Origin of the sequence: Actinoplanes sp. NBRC 101535, assembly GCF_030269225.1 — a bacterium.
Lineage (GTDB): Bacteria > Actinomycetota > Actinomycetes > Mycobacteriales > Micromonosporaceae > Actinoplanes > Actinoplanes rectilineatus.
Map to the genome: position 1 here is coordinate 795239 of NZ_BSSY01000002.1, position 21654 is coordinate 816892.

At 72.0% G+C, this 21654-nt stretch carries 24 protein-coding genes and 1 tRNA gene; 14 read left to right on the forward strand and 11 right to left on the reverse strand.

Translation table 11 applies throughout. The annotated features are described in order from the left end of the window. Nucleotides 1–39: 39 nt before the first annotated feature. The 4 genes from QSK32_RS08685 to QSK32_RS08700 are packed head-to-tail and all read right to left on the reverse strand — an operon-like array spanning nucleotide 40 to nucleotide 3403. Entirely contained in the window at nucleotides 40–1215 is a 1176-nt protein-coding gene (locus QSK32_RS08685) for a hypothetical protein (protein ID WP_285471602.1), read from the reverse strand. Nucleotides 1216–1275: 60 nt separating this feature from the next. Next, the gene (locus tag QSK32_RS08690) at nucleotides 1276–1605 is read right to left on the reverse strand and encodes a PadR family transcriptional regulator (protein WP_045745198.1); all 330 of its coding nucleotides are present in this window, start codon (nucleotides 1603–1605) and stop codon (nucleotides 1276–1278) included. Nucleotides 1606–1637: 32 nt separating this feature from the next. Next, nucleotides 1638–2750 carry a sensor histidine kinase gene (locus QSK32_RS08695; protein ID WP_285471603.1) on the reverse strand — a complete coding sequence of 371 codons (1113 nt, stop codon included), beginning with the start codon at nucleotides 2748–2750 and terminating at the stop codon, nucleotides 1638–1640. Next, nucleotides 2747–3403: a response regulator transcription factor gene (locus tag QSK32_RS08700; protein WP_285471604.1), complete on the reverse strand. Its 657-nt coding sequence runs from the start codon at nucleotides 3401–3403 to the stop codon at nucleotides 2747–2749. Before QSK32_RS08700 ends, QSK32_RS08695 begins: the two co-directional genes overlap by 4 nt. Before the next feature lie 114 nt (nucleotides 3404–3517). On the opposite strand from QSK32_RS08700, the gene QSK32_RS08705 reads away from it, so the two are divergent. The 4 genes from QSK32_RS08705 to QSK32_RS08720 are packed head-to-tail and all read left to right on the forward strand — an operon-like array spanning nucleotide 3518 to nucleotide 6957. Then, entirely contained in the window at nucleotides 3518–4066 is a 549-nt protein-coding gene (locus QSK32_RS08705; RefSeq protein WP_045745217.1) for a hypothetical protein, read from the forward strand. Next, entirely contained in the window at nucleotides 4063–5118 is a 1056-nt protein-coding gene (locus tag QSK32_RS08710) for a peptidoglycan-binding protein (protein ID WP_285471605.1), read from the forward strand. The genes QSK32_RS08705 and QSK32_RS08710 overlap by 4 nt, the downstream gene beginning before the upstream one ends. An 8-nt stretch (nucleotides 5119–5126) precedes the next feature. Continuing rightward, nucleotides 5127–5777, forward strand: a complete 651-nt coding sequence (locus QSK32_RS08715; protein WP_211275474.1) for an ABC transporter ATP-binding protein — start codon at nucleotides 5127–5129, stop codon at nucleotides 5775–5777. A gap of 1 nt (nucleotide 5778) precedes the next feature. After that, a complete protein-coding gene (locus tag QSK32_RS08720) occupies nucleotides 5779–6957 on the forward strand; it encodes an ABC transporter permease (RefSeq protein WP_285471606.1) in 1179 nt (392 codons plus the stop codon). A 159-nt stretch (nucleotides 6958–7116) separates the two neighbouring features. Here the strand turns inward: QSK32_RS08720 and QSK32_RS08725 are convergent, their stop codons facing one another. Both QSK32_RS08725 and QSK32_RS08730 read right to left on the reverse strand, forming a co-directional pair. Beyond that, nucleotides 7117–8001: an SPFH domain-containing protein gene (locus QSK32_RS08725; protein ID WP_052720875.1), complete on the reverse strand. Its 885-nt coding sequence runs from the start codon at nucleotides 7999–8001 to the stop codon at nucleotides 7117–7119. Between the two features lie 5 nt (nucleotides 8002–8006). Further along, nucleotides 8007–8231 (reverse strand): hypothetical protein, encoded by a 225-nt coding sequence (locus QSK32_RS08730; protein ID WP_045745192.1) that lies wholly within the window; start codon nucleotides 8229–8231, stop codon nucleotides 8007–8009. A gap of 437 nt (nucleotides 8232–8668) precedes the next feature. Between QSK32_RS08730 and QSK32_RS08735 the strand changes: the two genes are divergently transcribed. Continuing rightward, nucleotides 8669–8866 carry a hypothetical protein gene (locus tag QSK32_RS08735; protein WP_285471607.1) on the forward strand — a complete coding sequence of 66 codons (198 nt, stop codon included), beginning with the start codon at nucleotides 8669–8671 and terminating at the stop codon, nucleotides 8864–8866. A gap of 3 nt (nucleotides 8867–8869) precedes the next feature. Here the strand turns inward: QSK32_RS08735 and QSK32_RS08740 are convergent, their stop codons facing one another. From QSK32_RS08740 to QSK32_RS08755, 4 genes are all read right to left on the reverse strand, one after another. Beyond that, complete coding sequence (locus QSK32_RS08740; RefSeq protein ID WP_285471608.1) at nucleotides 8870–9124, reverse strand: hypothetical protein; 255 nt, start codon at nucleotides 9122–9124, stop codon at nucleotides 8870–8872. A 287-nt stretch (nucleotides 9125–9411) separates the two neighbouring features. Beyond that, nucleotides 9412–9735 carry a hypothetical protein gene (locus tag QSK32_RS08745; protein WP_285471609.1) on the reverse strand — a complete coding sequence of 108 codons (324 nt, stop codon included), beginning with the start codon at nucleotides 9733–9735 and terminating at the stop codon, nucleotides 9412–9414. 180 nt (nucleotides 9736–9915) lie between these two features. Then, nucleotides 9916–9988 (reverse strand) — tRNA-Arg (locus tag QSK32_RS08750). A 13-nt stretch (nucleotides 9989–10001) separates the two neighbouring features. Continuing rightward, nucleotides 10002–11084: an alpha/beta hydrolase gene (locus QSK32_RS08755; RefSeq protein WP_045745188.1), complete on the reverse strand. Its 1083-nt coding sequence runs from the start codon at nucleotides 11082–11084 to the stop codon at nucleotides 10002–10004. A gap of 165 nt (nucleotides 11085–11249) precedes the next feature. Between QSK32_RS08755 and QSK32_RS08760 the strand changes: the two genes are divergently transcribed. The 9 genes from QSK32_RS08760 (at nucleotide 11250) to QSK32_RS08800 (ending at nucleotide 21239) form a co-directional block, all read left to right on the forward strand. Further along, nucleotides 11250–11945: a single-stranded DNA-binding protein gene (locus QSK32_RS08760; RefSeq protein WP_285471610.1), complete on the forward strand. Its 696-nt coding sequence runs from the start codon at nucleotides 11250–11252 to the stop codon at nucleotides 11943–11945. A gap of 228 nt (nucleotides 11946–12173) precedes the next feature. Further along, nucleotides 12174–12644: a hypothetical protein gene (locus QSK32_RS08765; protein WP_045745187.1), complete on the forward strand. Its 471-nt coding sequence runs from the start codon at nucleotides 12174–12176 to the stop codon at nucleotides 12642–12644. 25 nt (nucleotides 12645–12669) lie between these two features. Further along, nucleotides 12670–13623 (forward strand): cobalamin biosynthesis protein, encoded by a 954-nt coding sequence (locus tag QSK32_RS08770; protein WP_285471611.1) that lies wholly within the window; start codon nucleotides 12670–12672, stop codon nucleotides 13621–13623. Continuing rightward, the gene (locus QSK32_RS08775) at nucleotides 13620–15146 is read left to right on the forward strand and encodes a cobyric acid synthase (RefSeq protein ID WP_285471612.1); all 1527 of its coding nucleotides are present in this window, start codon (nucleotides 13620–13622) and stop codon (nucleotides 15144–15146) included. The genes QSK32_RS08770 and QSK32_RS08775 overlap by 4 nt, the downstream gene beginning before the upstream one ends. Before the next feature lie 105 nt (nucleotides 15147–15251). Continuing rightward, on the forward strand, nucleotides 15252–16343 hold the full coding sequence (locus tag QSK32_RS08780) for a M48 family metallopeptidase (RefSeq protein ID WP_045745215.1): 1092 nt from the start codon (nucleotides 15252–15254) through the stop codon (nucleotides 16341–16343). 54 nt (nucleotides 16344–16397) lie between these two features. Beyond that, the gene (locus QSK32_RS08785; RefSeq protein WP_211275473.1) at nucleotides 16398–17744 is read left to right on the forward strand and encodes a dipeptidase; all 1347 of its coding nucleotides are present in this window, start codon (nucleotides 16398–16400) and stop codon (nucleotides 17742–17744) included. Between the two features lie 14 nt (nucleotides 17745–17758). Continuing rightward, nucleotides 17759–19231, forward strand: a complete 1473-nt coding sequence (locus QSK32_RS08790; RefSeq protein ID WP_285471613.1) for an FAD-dependent monooxygenase — start codon at nucleotides 17759–17761, stop codon at nucleotides 19229–19231. Between the two features lie 187 nt (nucleotides 19232–19418). Then, nucleotides 19419–19607: a hypothetical protein gene (locus QSK32_RS08795; protein WP_502872519.1), complete on the forward strand. Its 189-nt coding sequence runs from the start codon at nucleotides 19419–19421 to the stop codon at nucleotides 19605–19607. Between the two features lie 87 nt (nucleotides 19608–19694). Further along, complete coding sequence (locus tag QSK32_RS08800; protein WP_285471614.1) at nucleotides 19695–21239, forward strand: ATP-dependent DNA ligase; 1545 nt, start codon at nucleotides 19695–19697, stop codon at nucleotides 21237–21239. Here QSK32_RS08800 and QSK32_RS08805 read toward each other — a convergent pair. Next, nucleotides 21208–21648 carry a hypothetical protein gene (locus QSK32_RS08805; protein ID WP_045745181.1) on the reverse strand — a complete coding sequence of 147 codons (441 nt, stop codon included), beginning with the start codon at nucleotides 21646–21648 and terminating at the stop codon, nucleotides 21208–21210. The genes QSK32_RS08800 and QSK32_RS08805 overlap by 32 nt on opposite strands. Nucleotides 21649–21654: the final 6 nt, after the last annotated feature.

Below are 21654 nucleotides of genomic sequence, written 5' to 3' on the forward strand. Positions count from 1 at the left end.
GGGTCCATGACGGGGCCGGGGAAGGACGGCCGAACGGTGTCAGGAGGCCGGGGACGGCCGGGTGGCGTGGTGGGCGGCCAGCAGGGCGAGCGCGAAGGCCAGAGCGATCCGGGCGGCCGGGCTGGCGAGGAACCCGAAGCCGAAGACGGCGGAGTTGTCGGCGAGGCGCGACGCGGTGTGCTCGGCGGCGGGACTGAGACGGGGCAGCAGATCCGCCAGCAGGAGCACGACACCGGCGGTGATCGCACCGGCCATGATCGCCGGGTCCGCACGGCGGATCACCGGGTCGATCCGGTGCGGGACGCGTGCCGTGGCGCCGGCGCGGCGGGAGGCGACCGGGCGTGCGGAGCCGGCGGACCGCACGGCGCGGACGGTGGCCGTGGTCAGGAAGACGGTGCAGAGCAGCAGCGGGCCGGCCATCGCGGCGGCGTTGGCCGGCAGCACGTCGAAGCCGGGCCGGGCGGCGGCGCCGGGAAGCAGGGCCAGGGGAAGCCAGGCCGGAGCGGTCACAGCCGGGATGCCCAGCACCGCGGCGGCGTGCAGGGCGCCCGCGGCGGTCCCGGCGACCACCGACAGCAGGCCGCCGAGAACCGCGACGGCGCCCGCCAGGCGGTGCCGTCCGGTGCGGGCCAGCCGGCCGGCGGCGACCGTGGTCAGGGCGGCGATCGCGGTCCAGGTGACGACGGCCGGGGCGATGTCCGGCCACCCCATGAACGGCATCACGGCCACCTCGTTGCCGGCCAGCAGGAACGCATACGCCGCGACGCCGGTCGCCAGGGTCGCCCGGACCCGGCGACGCGGTGCCCAGCGGGCCGCCGCACCCGCCATGAGCAGCGCGGAGACGGTGAGGAGCGCGATCACGAGCACGGTCTCACCGGCCGCGGACAGCAGCGGGCCACCGTGGTGCAACGCCAGGTGCACGCCGTTGAACAGGGTCGCGGCGACCAGCACGGTCAGCAGGGCGGCGGTGCCGGTGCGGGCGGCGGACGAGGCGCGGGAACCCCAGGTGACCGGGTCGGCGCCCTCCTCCTCGACCGGCGGGGCGACCAGGATGCTGCCGGCGAAACGGAGCATCCGCCCCGGCGTGCCGCGCATGGTGGCCAGCTCGGCGATCCAGGACTCGAGCATCACCTCGGCGAGATCGTCGGGCCAGCGCCGTGCCGCCCGGGCGAGCAGGCCGGCCGCCAGGCGCTCGACGGGCGACGGGCCGGTCATGCGGTGCGCTCGACAGGCGACGGGCCGGTCATGCGGTGCGCTCGACGGGTGACGGGCCGGTCATGCGGTGCCGGCCTGCGGAAACGGCTGCCCGGCCGCCCGGGTCATCTGCTGCTGGAACGCGGCGACCTCCAGCCGGGCCTCCGCCGCGCCCTCGGCGGTGAGGACGTAGTAGCGCCGGGCCGGCCGCCCCTCGAGGACCGGGTCGATCTGCTCCCAGCGGGACTGCACCCAGCCGGCCCGCTCGAGGCGCACGAGGACCGGATAGAGGGTGCCGCTGGGCAGGCCGGTGTCGCGCATCAACTGGACGCCGTAGTGCTCGCTGTCGATGTCGGCGAGCATCGCGGCGGCCACCTTGAGGACGGGTGTCGTCATGCGAGGACGGGCCATGTCGGAACTCTACATAGAGTCGGGCCTGTGCATCAGGGGGCGCGCGGTAACAACACCGTGACGATCAGGCCACCCTCGTCCCGGGCGTCGGCACGGACGTCACCGCCGTGCGCGCGAGCCACCGCCCGGACGATGGACAGACCCAGACCGGCGCCGGGGGAGACCAGGCGCTCCCGGCCGTACCGGTGGAACGGCTCGAACAGGCCGGGGACCTCGTACCGGGGGACGACCGGCCCGGAGTTCGCGACCGCCAACTCCACCCAGCCGTCCGGACGGGTCCGCGTGGTGACCCGCACCCAGCCCCGGTCGGCGACGTTGTGGCGTACGCCGTTCTCCACCAGGTTCTGCACGAGGCGTTCCAGCAGCACCGGATCGCCCAGGACGGCCGCCTCGCCGGGGTCGGCGAGCACCTTCACGGTGTCCGACACCGCGACGTGGTCGACGATGTCGGCGAGATCCACGTACGACCGGTCGGTCACCTCCCGGTCGGAGCGGGCCAGCAGGAGCAGGCCGTCGATCAGCCGCCCGTGCCGGTCGTTGATGGCCAGCAACGTCGAGCCGAGCTGACGGACCTCCGGGGAGGCACCCTCCTCGGCGAGCGCCACCTCCAGCAGGGTCCGGTTCAGGGTCAGCGGCGTCCGCAACTCGTGCGACGCGCTGGCGATGAACCGGCGCTGCCCGTCGAACGACTGGTCCAGCCGGGCCAGCATCAGGTCGAACGTGTCGGCGAGCTGTTTGACCTCGTCGTTCGGTCCGGTCAGGGCGATCCGCTCGTGCAGCCCGCGGTCGGCGGCCGGTGCCTCGGCGATCCGCCGGGCGGTCGCGGTGATCTGGTGCAGCGGCTGCACCAGCCGGCCGGCGATCAGCCAGCCCAGCGCGATCGTCGTCGCGCTGACCACCAGCAGCGCGACGCCACCCTGTTGCAGCAGGGTGCTCAAGGTGGTCGCCTGGGTGTCCTCGACGATGGTCCGGAACAGCACGTCCCCACCGGGCGGCGCCGGGTCGGACCCCTGGACCATGGTGGCGGCGGAACCGGGCTTCTGATTGCTGAGCAGGGCGTAGAGCACACCCAGCAGCACCATCCCGGCGACCACGAACAGGCCGCCGTAGACCAGGGTGAGGCGGGCGCGGACGGAGAGTCTCATCGGATCCGGTACCCCACGCCCGGTTCGGTCAGCACCACCGCCGGTTCGCCGAGCTTGCGGCGCAACTTGAGGATCGCCATCCGCACGGTGTGGGTGAACGGGTCGGCGTTCTCGTCCCACGCCTTCTCCAGCAGCGTCTCGGCGGACACCGCGACGCCGTCGGCCCGCAGCAGTTCGGCCAGCACCGCGAACTCCTTGCGGGACAGCGGGACGTACCGTCCGTCGCGGTGCACCTCCCGCCGGTACGGATCGAGGCTGATCCCGCCCCGCCGCAGCACCGGCGGGGCGGCCGGCCGGGCCCGCCGCCCCAGCGCCGACACCCGGGCCGACAACTCCCGGAACGCGAACGGCTTGGGCAGGTAGTCGTCGGCGCCCAGGGCCAGCCCGGACACCCGGTCGTCGATCCCGGCGGCCGCGGTCAGCATCAGCACCCGGACGTCCGCCCTGCGTTCGGCGAGCACCCGGCACACCCTGTCGCCGTGCACCACCGGCACGTCCCGGTCCAGGACCACCACGTCGTAGTCGACGACGTCGATCCGTTCCAGGGCGGAGCCGCCGTCGTAGACCACGTCGACGGCGTGGGCCTCCTTCCGGAGACCCTGCGCCACCGCGTCCGCGAGCAGCGGCTCGTCCTCCACCACCAGGATCCGCATGCCTCCATAGTGGCGGGTTCCGATGTCACCACGGCGTCACCGTTCTCCGTGACGCCCGGGAGACGCCGTCCCGCCTTCACTGCTGGGGACCGCAGCGACGTGAAGGAGACGACGATGAGGACCAGACAGGCGCTGGTGGCGGGGCTGCTGCTCGCTGCCCTGACCGGTGGCTGCGCCCAGGGCGCCGCGGAGAGCCCGGACGTGGCCACCGCGCAGAGCACCGGACCGGGCGGCACGGTGACACCGTCCGCGACGACGAGCACGGACCCGGACGCGCCGCTCGCCTACGCCAGGTGCATGCGGGAGAACGGGATGACCTGGTTCCCCGACCCGAACCCGGACGGCGGGACGATGCTCACCGTGCCGAACGGGGTCAGCCGCCAGGACATGCAGGCCGCCGAGGAGGCGTGCCGCCAGTACGCACCCACCCGGGACGGCGTCCGGAAGCCGAACGCCGAGGACCTGGAGAAGGTCCGGCAGATGGCCGCGTGCATGCGGGAGAACGGGGTGCCGAACTTCCCCGACCCGAACGCCGACGGCAGCCTGGAACTCGACGGCGGCGAACTCGGCACCGGCCCCGGCGATCCGATCTTCGACAAAGCCGAGAAGGCCTGTTCGGCATTCCTCCCCCAGGGCGGCCGGCAGAACCAGGAGCAGGGATGAGCCGCCGGAAGGCCACCGTGGCGGCGACCGCCGTGGTGACGGCATCGGCCGCGGCGGCAGCGGTGTTCGCGGCCGGCCTGCCCGAGGAGGACACCGGCGCCCAGGCGGCCGGAACCACCCCGGCGGCCACGGCGGACGTCCGCCGGGAGACCCTGGTCGACACCGAGGATCACGACGGCTCCCTCGGGTACGGCGACCCGGTCGCGCTCGCCACCGACCTGGCCGGCACGGTCACCTGGCTGCCGGCCAACGGGTCCACGATCACCCGGGGCAGACCGCTGTACCGGATCGACGACGACCCGGTGCTGCTGTTCTACGGGGCGCTGCCCGCGTACCGGGCGTTGCGGCCGGGAGTCGAGGGCGCCGACGTGAAGCAGTTCGAGAAGAACCTGTGGGCGCTGGGCTACCGCGGGTTCACCGTCGACGACGAGTACACCTGGGCGACCGCCGAGGCCGTCGAGGACTGGCAGGACGATCGGGGGCTGGCCGAGACCGGCACGGTCGAGCTGGGCCGGGTCGTCTACCGCACCGGGGCGGTCCGGGTCGCCTCCGCCACCGCGACCCCCGGTGCCCGGGTGCCGGACGGCGCCGAGATCCTGCAGCTGACCGGAGTCCGCCGGCTGGCCGTGGTCACCCTCGAGATGGACGACCAGCGCCTGGCCCGCAAAGGCGCGAAGGTCGGCCTGACCCCGGCCGGCTCGACCGCGACGACCGGGCGGATCACCGACGTGGCGACCAGCGTCGAGACCGCGGACGACCCGAACGAGGACGACACCACCGTCCTCGACCTGACCATCACGATCGACGGAAAGCCCACCGGGCCGGACGAGAGCTCGGTGACGGTCTCGTTCACCGCCTCCCAGCGGGAGGACGTGCTGACCGTGCCGGTCACCGCGCTGCTCGCGCTCGCCGAGGGCGGGTACGGCGTGCAGGTCACCGACGCCACCGGCACCCGGACCGTGGCGGTGGAGACCGGACTGTTCGCCGGCGGCCGGGTGGAGATCCGCGGCGACGGCCTCAGCGAGGGCACCAAGGTCGGGGTGCCGTCGTGACCGGGCCGGTGATCGCCCTGGCCGGCGTCACCAAGTCCTACCCGGGCGGGGTGACCGCGGTCCGTGACGTCGACCTGACCGTCGAGCACGGCGAGCTGATCGCCATCGTCGGGCCGTCCGGCTCCGGCAAGTCGACCATGCTGCACCTGATCGGCACCCTGGACCGGCCGTCGGCGGGCACCGTCCACATCGACGGCCACGACGTCGCCGCCCTCTCCGACCGGCGACTGTCCGCGCTGCGGGCCGGCCGGATCGGATTCGTGTTCCAGCAGTTCCACCTGGCACCCGGGCGGGACGCCGTCGCCAACGTCGCCGACGGTCTGCTCTACACCGGCGTACCCCGCAAGGAACGGGAGCGGCGCGCGAAGGCCGCGCTGATCCGGGTCGGACTCGCCGACCGGCTCGCCCACCGGCCGCACCAGCTCTCCGGCGGTGAACGGCAGCGGGTCGCCGTGGCCCGGGCCGTCGCCGGCGACCCGGCGGTGCTGCTCGCCGACGAACCGACCGGCAACCTCGACTCGCACGCCGGTGCCGGCGTGGTCGACCTGCTGCGGGAACTCAACGCGGCCGGCACCACGGTCCTGGTGATCACCCACGACCACGAGATCGCCGGGACACTGCCCCGGCAGGTCGTGATGCTCGACGGGCGGGTGATCTGAGATGACGCTGCGCCCGGCCCGTCTGCGCGTCTCCGACCAACTGCGGCTCGGCGGCGTCGGCCTGCGCGCCCGGCCGCTGCGGGCGTTCCTGTCCGCCCTCGGCATCGCGATCGGCATCGCCGCGATGACCGCCGTCGTCGGCATCTCCTCGTCCAGCCGGGCCGAACTCGACCGGGCCCTCGACGCGCTGGGCACGAACATGCTGACCGTCGCGCCCGGCGACACCATGTTCGGCGGGGACGCCACCCTGCCGGACGAGGCCCTCACCATGATCGAGCGGATCGGGCCGGTCACCTCGGCCACCGCGACCGGATCGGTCGGCACCCGGGTGTACCGCAACGACCGGATCCCGGAAGGCGAGACCGGCGGGCTGGCGCTGCTTGCCGCCCGGCTGGACCTGCTGGAGACGGTCGGCGCCGGTCTGGCCCACGGCAGCTGGCTCAACGCGGCCACCGACGACTACCCGGTGGTGGTGCTCGGCGCGACGGCCGCCCAGCGTCTGGGGGACGTGCCGACGATCTGGATCGACGGTCGCGCCTACACCGTCGCGGGGGTGCTCGAGAAGGTGCCGCTGGCGCCCGAACTGAACTCGGCGGTCCTCGTCGGCTGGCCGGCGGCCGAGTCCTACCTGGACTTCGACGGGCACCCCACCACGGTCTACACCAGGGCGGTGCCGGCGAAGGTGGAGGCGGTCCGGGCGGTGCTGGCGGCCACCGCCAACCCGGAGAGCCCCGACGAGGTGCAGGTGTCCCGGCCGTCCGACGCGCTCGCCGCGCAACGGGCGACCGATCGGGCGTTCACCGCGCTGCTGCTCGGACTGGGCGCGGTGGCACTGCTGGTGGGTGGGATCGGCGTCGCGAACACCATGGTCATCTCGGTGCTGGAACGCCGCGCCGAGATCGGACTGCGCCGGTCACTGGGGGCGACCCGGGGCCAGATCCGGACCCAGTTCGTCACCGAGTCGCTGCTGCTGTCGCTGCTCGGTGGTCTGAGCGGGGTGCTCGGCGGGGCCGCGGTGACCGCCGTTCATGCCGGCACGCAGGGCTGGCCGGCGGTGGTGCCACTGTGGGCGCTGGCCGGTGGTCCAGCCGCGACCCTGGTGATCGGTGCGGCGGCGGGCCTCTATCCGGCGGTGCGGGCGGCGCGCTCGGCGCCGACCGAGGCGCTTTCCGCTGCCTGAGATCCCTTCACCGGGTACGCGACGGAGCGCTCGGCGAGCAGTCCGGGCCCTGGAGTCACGCCAGGGCCCGGCGGCGGCGCAACGGCCCGGAGTGGGCAGAAGGCCGCCGAGGGAGCCAGTGATGGAACGGGTAGCTCGTACAATATGGAGCTTTTGACCTTAGTTTGTGGTTTCTACCGGGCGGGTGAGCGAGACACCGTTGCCCATGCAGAGGCCGGGCTCCTTGCCCAGCTTCTCCGCGATCTGCAGACAACGGGCCACCTGGTCGACACTCGCATCGGTCCGGGTGATCTCCGCGCGGGTCTTCGCGTTCGCCTTGTCGATCTCCAGGTTGCGGGCCTCGAGGATCTTCTGGCCGTAGGCGGCGATGGCCTGCGTCGTCGGCTCGTCGTAACGCGGCGACTCGAACGCCACCGACTTGACCTCGATCTCGTCACCGAGCTCGGTGGTGAGCGCCTGCACCAGCAGATCCTTGTAGGTCTTGTTCAGATCCGGCGCCGGCGCGTCCCCACTGGTCGGATCCACCGCCCCCAGCGGGTCGAACGACGCGAAGATCGACGTCATCGAGCCGTTGATCTGCGGGTTCACCCGGCGCTCGGTGAACACCTCGAACCGGGACTTCCCATCCACCTCACGGTAGGCGGCCCAGTTCTCCGGCGCCTTCTCCGCCTGCGCCGACCACTCGATCTGCACCGGGATGCAGGCCCGCCGCTGCGCCGCGATCGTCACCCACACACAGTCCTCGCCGAGATGCGAGTACGTCTGACCGGACGCGTCCCACTCGTCGATGTCCTGCCACGGCAGCGTCCACTGCAGGCCGGCGCCGGTGGTCCGGCCGGTCGGCTTGTTCCAGGCGGTCACGATGCCGACGTTGCGGGTCGGCACGACGGTGATGCTGGCCGTCACCACGACGGCGATCGCCACGAAGGCCGACACGGCGAACGTGCCCCAGGCCTGTCGGCGGAAGGTAGCGCCCTTGCCGGTCACCGCGGCGACCAGGGCGATGAGGGCGACGACGGCGAGAAGAATGCCGAAGACGAACAACGTGATCAGAACTCCTGAGCTTTGTTGTGGTGCGCCAGGATCTGCTGCGCACGATCGCGCAGGTCAAGGGCGTCGGGGGTGTTGACGAGATCAGCGGCCAGCCGGACGGCGTCGTCGTAGCGGGCGAGCCGCAGCGCCTCCCGGCTCCGCGTCCGGCCGAGCGTGAACCCGATCACCACTCCCAGCGTCACACCGAGAGCGGCCACTCCGAACACCAGAACCGCGATCATGCAGGTCAAGATAGTGGAGATCCTCAACCCCGGGCATCGGTGCCGACCCCCATCAGGCAGGACCCGACCCGACAGGGCCGAACCGTCTTCCACGCCACACAGCCCGCTTCGATCCTGGTAGTGGCCGGTGTCGGCGGTGAGTGCTGCACGGTGTCCATGTGTGGCGTTCGGAGGTGTCACTCGGTGATCTTGGTCGGTCTCATGATCAACTCGAATCGTGTGGCATTGCGGAGTCGTCAGCCGTCGTCAGCCGTCGTCAGCGGTTGCTTTCGGCGCGTCGGTGAACCGTGGTTGACGGCTCGATCGGTCGAGCCGTCGCTCACGGCTGTCCGGGAGACGGGAATCAGCCGTCAGCGACGGCTCGGGGCTACCCGGCCGTCGTCCGGGGTCGTTTTCGGCGCGTGGACGAACCGTGAGCGACGGCCGGGCTGGTTGTCATGCCGCTCAACTCGTGCTGCTCGATCAGGTACCGGACCCACCCGAGCAGCCCGCCCACGATCATGAGCGCAGCGGCGGGTTGCGGGGCTGCGGTGTACGTCAGCCGGCGATCGTTCTCCTGGCAGGCGAAATGGTGGCTGCTCGGCGCGTGGGCACTGCTGATGGTGGGCGGCATGCTGCTGACCCGGACGACCTGACGGTCAGGCGGCCTGCTCGCGGAGCAACCGGGCGGCCGAGTGGATCAGCTGGCCGACGGTCTGAAAGTAGCGGGCATGCGTCTGCTGCAGCACCTCCCGCGACGAGGCGCCGAGAACGATCACTTCGATGTCACCGGTGAACCGCTTCTCACGCTCGATCCGGAACCGGGCCTGCAACGAGCTGGAGCTGTCCGCTAACTCTTCCTCGTGCAGGATCACGCCACGGCCCCGATCGAAGACGAGGAGAAAGTAACGCATGGAATCCTCAGCTTTCGGCAGATCTTGTGGAATTCCCACAGGGCACGAAGCAGAGTCGACGGTCAGGGTGTGGGCAGCAGGTCGTCGACGAGGACGTCGATGCCGGCGTAGGTGACCGGAATGCGGTCGCCCGGACGGTATTCGACGCGGCGGCGGTAACCGGTGGCGATCGGCTCGGTGTGCTCGAAGATCTGCTCACGGGTGACGACCCAGTAGACCGGGTATCCGGCGGAACCGTAGAGCCGGGTCTTGACGTTCAGATCGTGGAGCAGCGTCTCGTCGGCGACCTAGACGACCAGCAGGACATCCTCCGGGGCCCAGCGGGACAACCGGGCGCCGACCGTGCCGACCGGAACCGCCGACGCCGGCCGCACCCAGCAGTCCGGGTCGGGCAGCGAGTCACCGGTCGGAAGCGTCGACGTGGTCGGCCGCACCCCGGACCGGGGGAGCGAGGCGAGGAGCTGCCCCACCGCGTCGCCATGCCAGGAACCGATCACCACGGGCCAGATCTCTCCCTCGACGAGTTCCACCCGATGGTCGAAGGCGCCGGCCTCGAAGGCACGCAGGAACTCGCCCGGGCTCCAGTGGTAGGCGAGTCCGGGCTCGGTCATGTGACGAGCCTATCAACGGGACACCGGGCGAACCGGTCACGAACGAGGGCGACGAAACAGCTCAATCCGCTCCCCGTCCTCCCGTTCGCGTGGGTGTGCGTTCATCCAAGAACATTCACATCGGTCCGCGACGGACCTCGTGTGCGACGAGAGAGAAGGCCCTTGATCAGGGGATTGTTGCGCGCCCGGCAGGATTCGAACCTGCGACCGACGGATTAGAAGTCCGTTGCTCTATCCGCTGAGCTACGAGCGCTGGCCTGCACATACTAGGCGGTCGTGCTGGATCTGTCGTCCGCCTTGTCTGCCGCGCCCGTCTCGACGGCCGCTTCGGCTGCCTCCAGGGCGGTCGTGACCTCGGCTCGGTCCTCCGGCGCCGTGGGTACCGGGACCTCGGGGGAGCCCGGCGCGGGCAGGAAGGCGTCGACCCAGCGGGCCAGTTCGCGGAAGACCTCGGCGCGGACCTCTTTGCCCGAGAGGGTCAGATCGTGCATGCCGCCGTCGAAGCGGGCGATCGTCACGCGTGGGCCGAGGCCGGGGGCCCAGCGCACGATGTGGTCGACGTCGAGGACCGCGTCGGTGATGCGGACGTCCTCGTGCCAGGCGCGGCCGCGGAACGTGCGGGTGGAGGCGGCGACCAGGATCGGCGCGTCGATGGACAGGCCGGCGCGGAGGCGGCGCTGGCCGTTGCGGATGGCGTCCAGCCAGCCCATCGTCACCGGGAAGCCCTGGATCGGCTTCCAGGCCAGGTCGTAGGTCCATTCTCCGTCATGTTCGTGGTGCAGGCTCTTGCCGTACAGGCCGAGGGAGGAGACCGGCATTCTGCGGTACGGGGAGCGCCCGGTCACCGCGAGGACGGCGGACATCAGCGGGCGCCGCATCAGCCACGGCATGTTGAAGTCGAAGAAGGGGCTGTTCAGGAACAGTCCGTCGACGAGTCCCCGGCCCTGGCGGGAGTGCGCCCACAGTGAGGTGATCAGTCCGCCGGTGGAGTGGGCGCCGACGAGCAGCTGGTCGTGGCCGTCGTCCTGGCGGATGATGCGGGCCGCCTCGTCGAGTTCCGGGAAGTAGTCGGACATGCTGCGGGCGAAGTTCGGCGTCTGGTGGGGCAGCAGACTCCGGCCGTATTTTCGCAGGTCGAGGGCGTAGAAGTCCCAGCCGCGTTCGACGAAGAAGTCGGCCATGTGGGTTTGGAAGAAGTAGTCGACGAACCCGTGCACGTGCAGTACGGCTCGGCGGGCCGGGGTCGCCGCCCGGCGGCGTACCAGGGTCGCCACGACCGGGCCCTCGTCGTCGTTGCCCAGTTCGATGGTGTGCCGCTCGTATGGCGGGCCCAGGACGTCGGTCTCCACACGATCAAGGCTACCCACCGGTAGGGGCCGCGGGGCATAGCAAACCGCCCAAGATCGGTGCGGTTGTCCACAGTCGTTGCCCGTACACAGGAAGGAATCCGCCTCCGGCCCGGAACCGGCAGTCTCGGCTCTCGACCGCATCCGACGCGTCCGAGGGGACGAACCGTGTTCGAGACCAACATCGCCATCGTGGGCAACGTGCTGACCACGCCCGAATGGCGGCGCACCAGCACGTCCAACCAGCTTGTCACCCATTTCCGGGTGGCGTCCACCGCCCGCCGGTTCGATCGGGAGACCGGCCGCTGGGTCGACGGCAACAGCATGCGGGTCCGGGTCACCGCGTGGCGCCGGCTCGCGGAGGGCGTCGCGTCCTCGATCGCGATCGGCGACCCGGTCATCGTGTACGGGCGGATCTACACCCGCGACTGGGTCGACGACGACAACCGGAACCGGGTCTCCTACGAGGTGGAGGCCTTCTCCATCGGCCACGATCTGGGTCGCGGCCGGGGGCGGTTCTTCCGCAACCGGGCGGGGGCCGCCACCGCCGAGGAGCCGGAGACCGACACGATGGTGCGTGGCGAGCCGTCCACCGCGGTCGACGAGGCGGAACAGCCGGTCGCGTTCGGCGACGGCATGCCGGACCGGGTGCCCGGCGAGGGCGAGCCGAGTTTCCTCGAGGTGGTGGCCGGCCTGACCGCCGGCGCTGTCGACGAGGCCCCGCATGTCGGCGCTGTCGACGAGGCCCCGCGTGCGGGCGCTGTCGACGAGGGCACGCGTGCCGCCGCGATCGGAGGGGCCCCGCACGCCGGGGCGGTCGGGGAGGTCCCGCAGAGCGATCGGCGTGAGCCCGTGCCGGCCTGAGACATCACCGGATAGCCGCCGCCCGGAGGAATCCGTCCCCTGCGGAATCTTTCGGCGCGTGTGGCGCCCGGTGGCCCGGCCGGAGGGCAGAACCCCTGCGTATGGGTCACGCGGGGGTTCCCGGCCGGGCCACCTGAGGCGGAACGAGCCGATCGTGCCGGTGCATCCGCCCGCGAGGCGGAGTGGCCCGATGGGGCTCTGGTCGCCGGAACCGGGCAGACTGAACGCGTGCTGCTGAAGGACATCCGCGCCATCGTGACCGAGACGGTGGTGCTCTCGCCGGAGGATCAAGCTGCCGAGGACGCCAACACCAACTGGTTCGGCGCTCCTCCGCACGAGCGCATGGGACTGTCGGCCGACGAGGTGGTGACCGCGTTCGAGGAGACCGCGGCCGTGCTCCGTGAGCAGGTGGCCGGTTGCGGCCATCGGGGCACCGCCACCTTCTTCGTCTGGCACGACGCCGTCGCCGGGCAGCTGCGCTGTTCGGCCGGCACCCGTAAACCGAGCGATCTGCCGTTCCCCACCACCTACCAGGTGACCGGCGATCTGCTCGCCATCGTCACCGAATTCCTCGAGGACCGGGCCCCCGGCTCGATCCAGTGGGGTCAACTGGAGCCGGTGCCGTACCCGGAGGACGACGACGCCGAACCGTCGGTGCTGGCGGTCTGGGCGTTCGATCTGACGCCGTTCGGGCGCTGACCCGTCACTCGTGGAAGGGAATTCCGTGCCACAACGGTGGACCGCGGACGCGGCCGGCCTGCTCGCGGGCTACCTGTTGGACGCCGCGCTCGGTGATCCCCGGCGTCTGCACCCGGTCGCCGGTTTCGGGACCGCCGCCGCCGCTCTGGAACGCCGGGTCTACCGGCCGAACCGGGTGGCGGGGGCGGCGTTCACCGCGGTGGCGGTGGGCGTGCCGGTGCTGGCGGGCCTGGCCGCCTCCCGGGTCACCCGCGACGTGCCGGTGGCCCGGTTCGCGGTGACCGCGGCTGCCACCTGGACGGTGCTCGGCGGCCGGACCCTGCGGCGCGAGTCACGGATCATGGCCCGGCATCTGGAGGCCGGTGATCTGGCGTCGGCCCGGGGCCGGCTCAGCCATCTGTGCGGCCGGGATCCGTCGGCGCTCGACGAGCCGGAGCTGGCCCGGGCCACGGTGGAGTCGGTGGCCGAGAACACCTCGGACGCGGTCGTGGCGCCGCTGTTCTGGGGTGCGCTCGCCGGCCCGGCCGGGTTGCTGGGTTACCGGGCGGCCAACACTCTCGACGCGATGGTCGGGCACCGGTCGCCGCGGTACGCGCGGTTCGGCACCCCGTCGGCCCGGCTGGACGACCTGCTCAACCTGGTGCCGTCCCGGCTGACCGGGGTGTTGACCATGGTGGCCGCGCCGGTGGCCGGCGGTAAGCCGTGGGAGGTGCTCCGGGTGTGGCGGCGGGACCGCAACGACCACCCGTCGCCGAACGCGGGGCAGTGCGAGTCGGCGATGGCCGGCGCCCTGGGGGTACGCCTCGGCGGCCGCAACATCTATTTCGGACGCAGTGAGACCCGCCCGTTCCTGGGCGACGGACCGAAGCCGCGGGCGGTGCACCTGCGCCGGGCGGCCCGGGTGTCCGGTGTGGTCGGGGCGTCCGCCGCGGTCCTGGCCGCCGGCGTGGCGGTGCTGCGCGGGGCGATCCGCCGGTGACCGGGGGCCTGCTGGTCGCCGGCACCACGTCGGACGCCGGCAAGAGTGTCCTGACCGCCGGGATCTGCCGCTGGCTGCATCGCGAGGGTGTCCGGGTGGCGCCGTTCAAGGCGCAGAACATGTCCAACAATTCGGTTGTCGTCCTGGATGCGGCGAACCGTGGCGGCGAGATCGGCCGGGCACAGGCGATGCAGGCCGCGGCCTGCGGTGTCGAGCCCGACCTGCGGTTCAACCCGGTGCTGCTGAAGCCGGGCAGTGACCGGTCGAGCCAGGTCGTGCTGCTCGGCGAGGTGGTCGACACGGTGACCGCGGGCAACTACCGCGCGTTGCGCCCGCGGCTCGCCGAGACGGCCCACGCGGCGTTCGAGAGTTTGCGGGACGACTACGACGTGGTGATCTGTGAGGGCGCCGGCAGCCCCACCGAGATCAACCTGCGGGACGGCGACTTCGTCAACATGGGCCTGGCCCGCCGGTTCGGGCTGCCCACCCTGGTGGTCGGCGACATCGACCGGGGTGGCGTGTTCGCGGCGTTCTTCGGCACGCTGGCGCTGCTGTCGCCGGAGGACCAGGCGCTGGTCTCCGGTTTTGTGATCAACAAGTTCCGGGGCGACCTGGGGCTGCTCGCGCCGGGGCTCGACATGATCCACGCCGCGACCGGGCGGCCGGTGCACGGTGTGCTGCCGTTCCATCCGGATGTCTGGCTCGATGCGGAGGACTCTCTCGCGTACGGGAGGACGCTCGGGCGCCCGGAAGGGCCGCGGGGCACCGCCTGGCTGCGTGTCGCGGTGATCCGCCTGCCCCGGATCTCGAACGCCACCGACGCTGAGGCGCTCGCCGCCGAACCGGGTGTGCGGGTGCTGCTGACCGTCGAACCGGGGGACGTGGCCGACGCCGATCTGGTGGTGATCCCCGGGTCCAAGGCGACCGTCTCCGACCTGGCCTGGCTGCGTGAGACGGGTCTGGCCGACGCGGTCCGCGCGCACGTCGCGGCGGGCAAGCCGCTGGTCGGCATCTGCGGCGGGTTCCAGATGCTGGCCGAGCGGATCCACGACGACGTGGAGAGCGGCGACGGCACGGTGCCCGGCCTGGGCCTGCTGCCGGTGGAGATCACCTTTGCGGCCCGCAAGACCCTCGCGCGCGCGGCCGGGAGCGGTCTGGGCGAGGCGGTGTCCGGTTACGAGATCCATCACGGGTACGCGTCCGCGGGCGTCCCCGAGCCGTTCCTGACCTACGCCGACGGTCGGCCGGAGGGCGCCGTGTCCGGGGCGGTGTACGGCACCCACTGGCACGGCGCGTTCGAGTCCGACGACTTCCGGCGCCGGTTCCTGACCCGGGCCGCCGAGCAGGCCGGCCGGCCGGGGTTCACGGTCGCCCCGGACACCCGGTACGCCGCGATCCGCGAGCGGGCCCTGGACGTGCTCGGTGATCTCGTCGCCGAACACCTGGACACCGGGGCATTGCGACGGCTGATCGAGAAGGGCGCGCCGGCGGGTCTGCCGTTCGTCCCTCCGGGTGCTCCCTGAGGGCGTTTTCAGGGGTTCCTCCGGGTCGCGGGCCGCGACGGCGGTTGCCTCACCGGCGTACGTTGGCTGCGGAGAAAGCGGCTGGTGCGGGATGGGGTGGGTGCGATGACGACCGACGGGACGACTGACGGGGCCGAGCGGCCGGTACGCCGCCGGGTCACGCTGACCGGGATCAGTTCCCGGGCCTGGGAGCACCCGGCCGACCGGGGCGCGCTGACCGCCCTGCGGGAGCTGCGCGGGTTCGACGACGTGGTGAAGACGTTCTTCGGCATGTGGAACGAGCGCGGGTTCCGGCTGAGCTACCTGGCCGGTTCGATCCGGGTCGACCACCGGCAGTACCCCCGGGTCTTCCAGCGTTTCACCGAGGCGGCCGCCACGCTCGACGTGGCCGAGTTGCCCGAGCTGTTCGTGACGCAGGAGCCGCGGATCACCGGTCAGGCGATCGGCCTGGAACGGCCGTTCATCGTGATCAGCACGGGCGCGGTGGAGCGTCTCGACGACGACGAGCTGCGTGCGCTGCTCGGGCACGAGCTGGGCCATGTGCGCAGCGGTCACGCCGTCTACAAGACGATCATGATGATTCTGACGAACTGGGCGGCCAACCTGAGCTGGCTGCCGGTGGGCGCGATCGCCCTGCGCGGGATCATCGCGGCGATGCTGGAGTGGTGGCGCAAGGCGGAGTTGTCGGCCGACCGGGCGGGCCTGCTGGCCGGCCAGGACCCGGCGGCGTCGCTGCGGCTGCTGATGAAACTGGCTGGTGGCGGCGATCTGTCGCAGATCGACACGGCCGCGTTCCTCGAGCAGGCCGCGGAGTATGAGAGCGGCGGCGACCTGCGGGACAGCATCCACAAGATCGGGCTGACCGCGTGGAGCACGCATCCGGTGCCCGTTGCGCGGGCGGCGGAACTACGCAAGTGGGTCGACTCCGGTGCATATGCGCAGGTTCTCGCCGGGGACTACCCGCGCCGGGACGACGACCGGAGTGCCTCGGTCACCGAGGATGTGAAGGCCGCCGCCAAGGCGTACCGCGAGGACTTCGCCACCTCCCAGGATCCGCTGGTCGGCCTGGTCCGCAAGGTCGGGGGCGGGGCCGCCGACCTCGCCGGTTCGGCCGCCGGCCGGGCGATGAACTGGGCCAGTGACGCGGCCCGGCGCGGCCGTGGGAGCAACGGCGGGGAGGGCACTCCGGCGGAGTGACCCCGACCGGCCCCTGAAACCGGCACCGGGGAGTTCTACGATCGCGGCATGAGCTTGAGTGAATCCGATCTGCGCGCCGCGATCGCGCGGGAGTTGCCCGGTGTCCGTGCCGACCTGGAGAGACTGGTGCGCATTCCGGGCATCGCGTTCGAGGGATTCGACCATGCGCACGTCGAGCGGTCCGCCGAGGCGGTCGCCGATCTGCTGCGTGGCTGTGGTCTCGAGACCGAGGTGGTGCGGCACGGCGGCCAGCCCGCCGTGATCGGCCGTAAGGCGGCCCCGGCCGGTGCCCCGACCGTGCTGCTCTACGCCCACCACGACGTCCAGCCGGCCGGCGACCCGGCGTTGTGGACCAGCGAGCCGTTCGAGCCGCAGGAGCGCGACGGCCGCCTCTACGGCCGGGGTGCCGCCGACGACAAGGCGGGCGTGATGGCGCACATCGCCGCGCTGCGTGCCTTCGGCGACCAGCTGCCGGTCGGCGTGGTCGTCTTCGTCGAGGGCGAGGAGGAGTACGGTTCCGACTCCCTCGACACGATCATCCAGGAGCACCTGGAGGAGCTGCGCTCCGACGTGATCGTGATCGCCGACTCCGGCAACTGGGACATCGGCGTGCCCGCGCTGACCACCTCGCTGCGCGGCCTGGTCAACATGTTCGTCGAGGTCCGGGTGCTGAAGAACGCTGTGCACAGCGGCATGTTCGGCGGTCCGGTGCCGGACGCGCTGATGACCCTGTCCCGGCTGATCACCACCCTGCACGACGACGACGGCGAGGTCGCGGTGACCGGGCTGGTCGGCCGCGAGGGCGCGAGCGTCGACTACCCGGTGGACCGCTACCGGCACGAGGCCGGCATCCTCGACGGCGTCGAGCTGATCGGTAAGGGCACCATCACCGACCGGATCTGGACCAAGCCGTCCATCTCGGTGCTGGGCATCGACGCGCCGCGCACCCGCGAGGCCGCCAACGCGCTGCAGCCGTCGGCCACCGCCAAGATCAGTGTGCGTCTGGCGCCGGGCGAGGACCCGAAGTCGGCGTACGCCGCGGTCTGCGCCCACCTGGAGAAGAACGTGCCGTGGGGCGCCACGCTGACGCTCACCCTGGAGAGCGACGGCATGCCCTGCGTGATCGACGCGACCGGCCCGGTGTACGACGCCGCCCGCGCCGCCTTCCGCTCGGCCTGGGACGGCACCGACCCGGTGGACATGGGCGTCGGCGGGTCGATCCCGTTCATCGCCACCTTCCAGGATCTCTTCCCGGACGCTGCGATCCTGGTCACCGGCGTCGAGGACCCCTACGCGAACGCGCACGGGCCGGACGAGAGTCTGCACCTCGGCGAGTTCCAGCGCGTCTGTGTGGCCGAGGCCCTGCTCCTCAAGAACGTCGCGGAGACACTCACGAAGTAGGAACGAGGTGGCCGATGGCCGAGCTGACGTGTGAGGTGCTGGTGGTGGGCGCCGGGCCGACGGGCCTGATGCTCGCCAACTGGCTGACCCGGCTCGGGGTGCGGGTGATCGTCGCGGACGGCAAGGCCGGACCGACCGCCGAATCCCGGGCCCTGGTCGTGCAGGCGCGCAGCCTGGAGATCTACGACCAGCTCGGCATCGGCGACCAGGTGCTGGAGGCCGCGCACCGGGCGGAGGCGGTCGCCCCCGGTTTCGGTGCGCGGACCTTCGGCCGGGTCCCGCTCGGCAGGATCGGCGCCGGTGTCACGCCGTACCCCTTCATCGAGGTCCTCGAACAGAGCCGCAACGAGGAGATCCTCTACGACAACCTGCGCAAACTCGGCGGCGAGGTGGTCTGGGAGTCGCCGGTCACCGCGGCCGTGCAGACCGAGGACGGCGTCGAGGCGAAGGTCGGCAACGACACGGTGCGGGCCCGGTTCTGCGTCGGCTGCGACGGGTCGAACTCGTTGGTCCGCCGGTCCCGGCGCATCGACTTCGAGGGGATCACCAACCCGCACCGGTTCTTCGTGCTGGACGCCGTCGCGGCCCGTGGACTGGTCCGGGACGCGGTCAACGTCCGGCCCGGCGGTGACGACTTCCTGCTCGGCTTCCCGATGCGGGCCGGCGGCTGGCGGCTGATCGGGCTGGTCCGCGACGCCGACGGCGACGGCGAACTGGACGAGGAGGACGCCCGGACGCGGATGCGCCAGGAGTACGGCGTCACCTACGAACAGTCCCGCTGGTTCGCGACGTACCGGGTGCACCACCGGGTGGCGGCGGCCTTCCGGGACGGGCCGTTCCTGCTGGCCGGAGATGCGGCGCACGTGCACTCCCCGGTCGGTGGCCAGGGCATGAACACCGGTCTGCAGGACGCCCACAACCTCGCCTTCAAACTCGCCGACGTGGTACGCGGCCGGCGCCGCGACAGTTGGCTCGACCGGTACGAGGCGGAGCGCCGTCCGGTCGCGCGGACCCTCGTGGCGACCACCGACCGGCTCTTCGGCGCGATCACCTCCCAGCGGACCGCGCCCCGTCTGGCCCGCCGTGCCGTGGTGCCGCTGGTGGCCCCGGTCATGGTCCGCCTTCTGCCGCGCTTCCGGGGCGGTTCCCGCCTCTTCCAGTACGTGTCGCAGGTGCGCGTTCATTACCGGATGGATCCGCGTCAGTCCCCGACCGCCGAGCGGGACCCCGTGGTCGGCCGGCGGCTGCCGTGGGCGGGCGGCAACTTCACGGTGCTGCGGGCGGCCGAGTGGCAGATCCATTCGTACGGCGCTCCGACCGCGGCGGACGCCCCCGACCTGGGTCTGCCGGTGCACGTCTTCCCCGCGGCGACGGGCACCACGCTGCGGGCCGGGCGCTTCTACCTGATCCGTCCGGACGGCTTCGTCGCAGCTCAGGCCGATCCTGTCGAGGCGGAGAGGGTCTTCCGGCAGGCGATGGCGACCTGACCCGCCGCCGTCACCCGAACGGGTCACGCGGTGGATCTCCGGGGTGCTCGGGGCGATCAATTCCTGTTAGGATTCGAACATGCGTTCGATAACTGCTCCGCCTCCGGCCCGCCGCGTGGTCCGGGCCGTGCCCGGTGGTCCGCGGGACACCCTCGACCGTCTCCGGGTCCGTGACCGCATCGAGTCGATCAGCCGGCTGCGGGTCGCCGCCCTCGCCCTGGAGGACGTCGACGTCTCCGGGTGGGACGACGCGACCCTCAACGACCACCTCGACGATCTCTCCAAAGTGCTCTGCACCCTCGACTCCGAGCTGGCCCGGGTCGCCGAGGCGGTCCGGGCCCGTGGCTTCCGCATCGAGGAGCCACAGGCCGCATGACGATCCCCCGGGGGACTCACGCCGTGCCACGGGGGGACGGCGTGAGTCCACACCCGGACGGACCGCCGGACTGTCAGGATGGATCTCATGCGGTTCCTCGACATCGCCGCCACCTCGGCCGCCGTCGCCGTCACCCCGGGCCGCAAGGCCAAGATCGGGCTGCTGGCCGACGCGCTGCGCCGCCTCGACCCCGGCGAACTCGTCGCGGGGTCCGCCTACCTCGCCGGTGAGCTGCGACAACGACAGACCGGGGTGGGCTACGCCGCCCTGCGCGACCTGCCACCACCGGCCGCCGACGCCACCCTGACCGTCGCCGCCGTGGACACGGCCATCGCCGAGATCGCCACCGTCGCCGGCGCCGGATCCCAGGCCCGCCGGCGCGACCTGCTCGGCGCGCTCTTCACGGCCGCCACCGCCGACGAACAACGCCTGCTCCTCGGACTCTTCGGCGGCGAACTGCGCCAGGGCGCCCAGGCCGGCCTGCTGACCGAGGCGGTCGCCGTCGCCGCCGGAGTGCCGGGCACCGCCGTCCGTCGGGCACTCCTGCTCTGCGGCGACCTCAAAGCCGTCGCCGCCGCCGCGCTGACCGGTGGCGCCGCCGCCCTCGCCGCGTTCCGGCTGCGCGTCGGCACGCCGCTGAGCCCGATGCTGGCCCAGAGCGCCCCCGACGTCGGCGCGGCGCTCCTCGCCACCGGCTCACCCGCTGTGGTGGACACCAAACTCGACGGCATCCGCATCCAGGTGCACCGCTCCGGCGACGAGGTGGCCGTCTACACCCGCAGCCTCGACGACATCACGGCCCGGCTGCCCGGCGTGGTCGCCGAAGTACGCGCACTGCCCCTGCACGAGGCGGTCCTCGACGGCGAGGCGATGGCCCTCGACGAGCAGGGACGTCCGCGACCGTTCCAGGAGACGTCGAGCAGGGCGGCGACCCGTGGCGCGTCGAGCTCGGGGACGGTGCTCCGGCCGTACTTCTTCGATCTCCTGCACCTGGACGGCACCGACCTCCTGGACCGGCCGGGAAGAGAACGGTGGTCGGCGCTGGGCGAAGCCCTGCCCGGCGAGATGATCGTCGGACGCACCACCGTGCAGAGTGCGCAGGAGGCGACCGCCGTCTTCGCCGCGGCCCTCACCGCCGGACAGGAAGGCGTGGTGATCAAGGCTCCGGAGGCGCCCTACGACGTGGGGCGGCGCGGCGCGGCCTGGGTCAAGGTCAAACCACGGCACACCCTCGACCTGGTGGTGCTCGCCGTCGAATGGGGACACGGCCGCCGCAAAGGCTGGCTGTCCAACCTGCACCTCGGCGCCCGCGACCCGGACGGCGACGGATTCGTGATGCTCGGCAAGACCTTCAAAGGTCTCACCGACGAGCTGCTGCGCTGGCAGACCGCCCGATTCCAGGAGCTGGCGGTGGCCGACAACGGTGGGGTGGTGCGGGTCCGGCCGGAGCAGGTCGTCGAGATCGCCTTCGACGGGGTGCAGACCTCACCGCGCTATCCGGGTGGGGTGGCGCTGCGGTTCGCCCGGGTGCTGCGCTATCGCGACGACAAGACCGCGGCGCAGGCCGACACCGTCGACGCGGTCCGCGCGATCGGCCAGATCACAGCGCGGCCAGACTCCGGACATAGTTGACCTGCTGGTTGACGGCGGCGATGTCGTCCTCACGGCGGACCGGGATCCGGGCCACATATTGCCGCGGGCCGCTGGTCACCGTGACGTGCACCGCACCACGGGCCGCCGACTCCTTGACCAGCAGGAGAAACAGACTGAGCCCGGCGGTGAGGCAGATGCCGGCGAACGCCGCGATCTTCGCCCAGACCGGGGTGCGGCGCTCGGTGAACCAGTGGTCGGTCACCAGCCACTGCGAACCGGCCAGCGGAAAGTCGCCGACCGGGGTCAGCACCGTGCTGGAGGTGACCTCGATCTCGGCGATCGCCACGATCACCGGGCCGCTCGGGGCGGGAACCGGGGCAGGGACCGGTGTGGACGGTGCCGGATCCGGGGTGGGTGTGCCCCAGGGATCACCCGGCGGAATGCTCATGCCCGC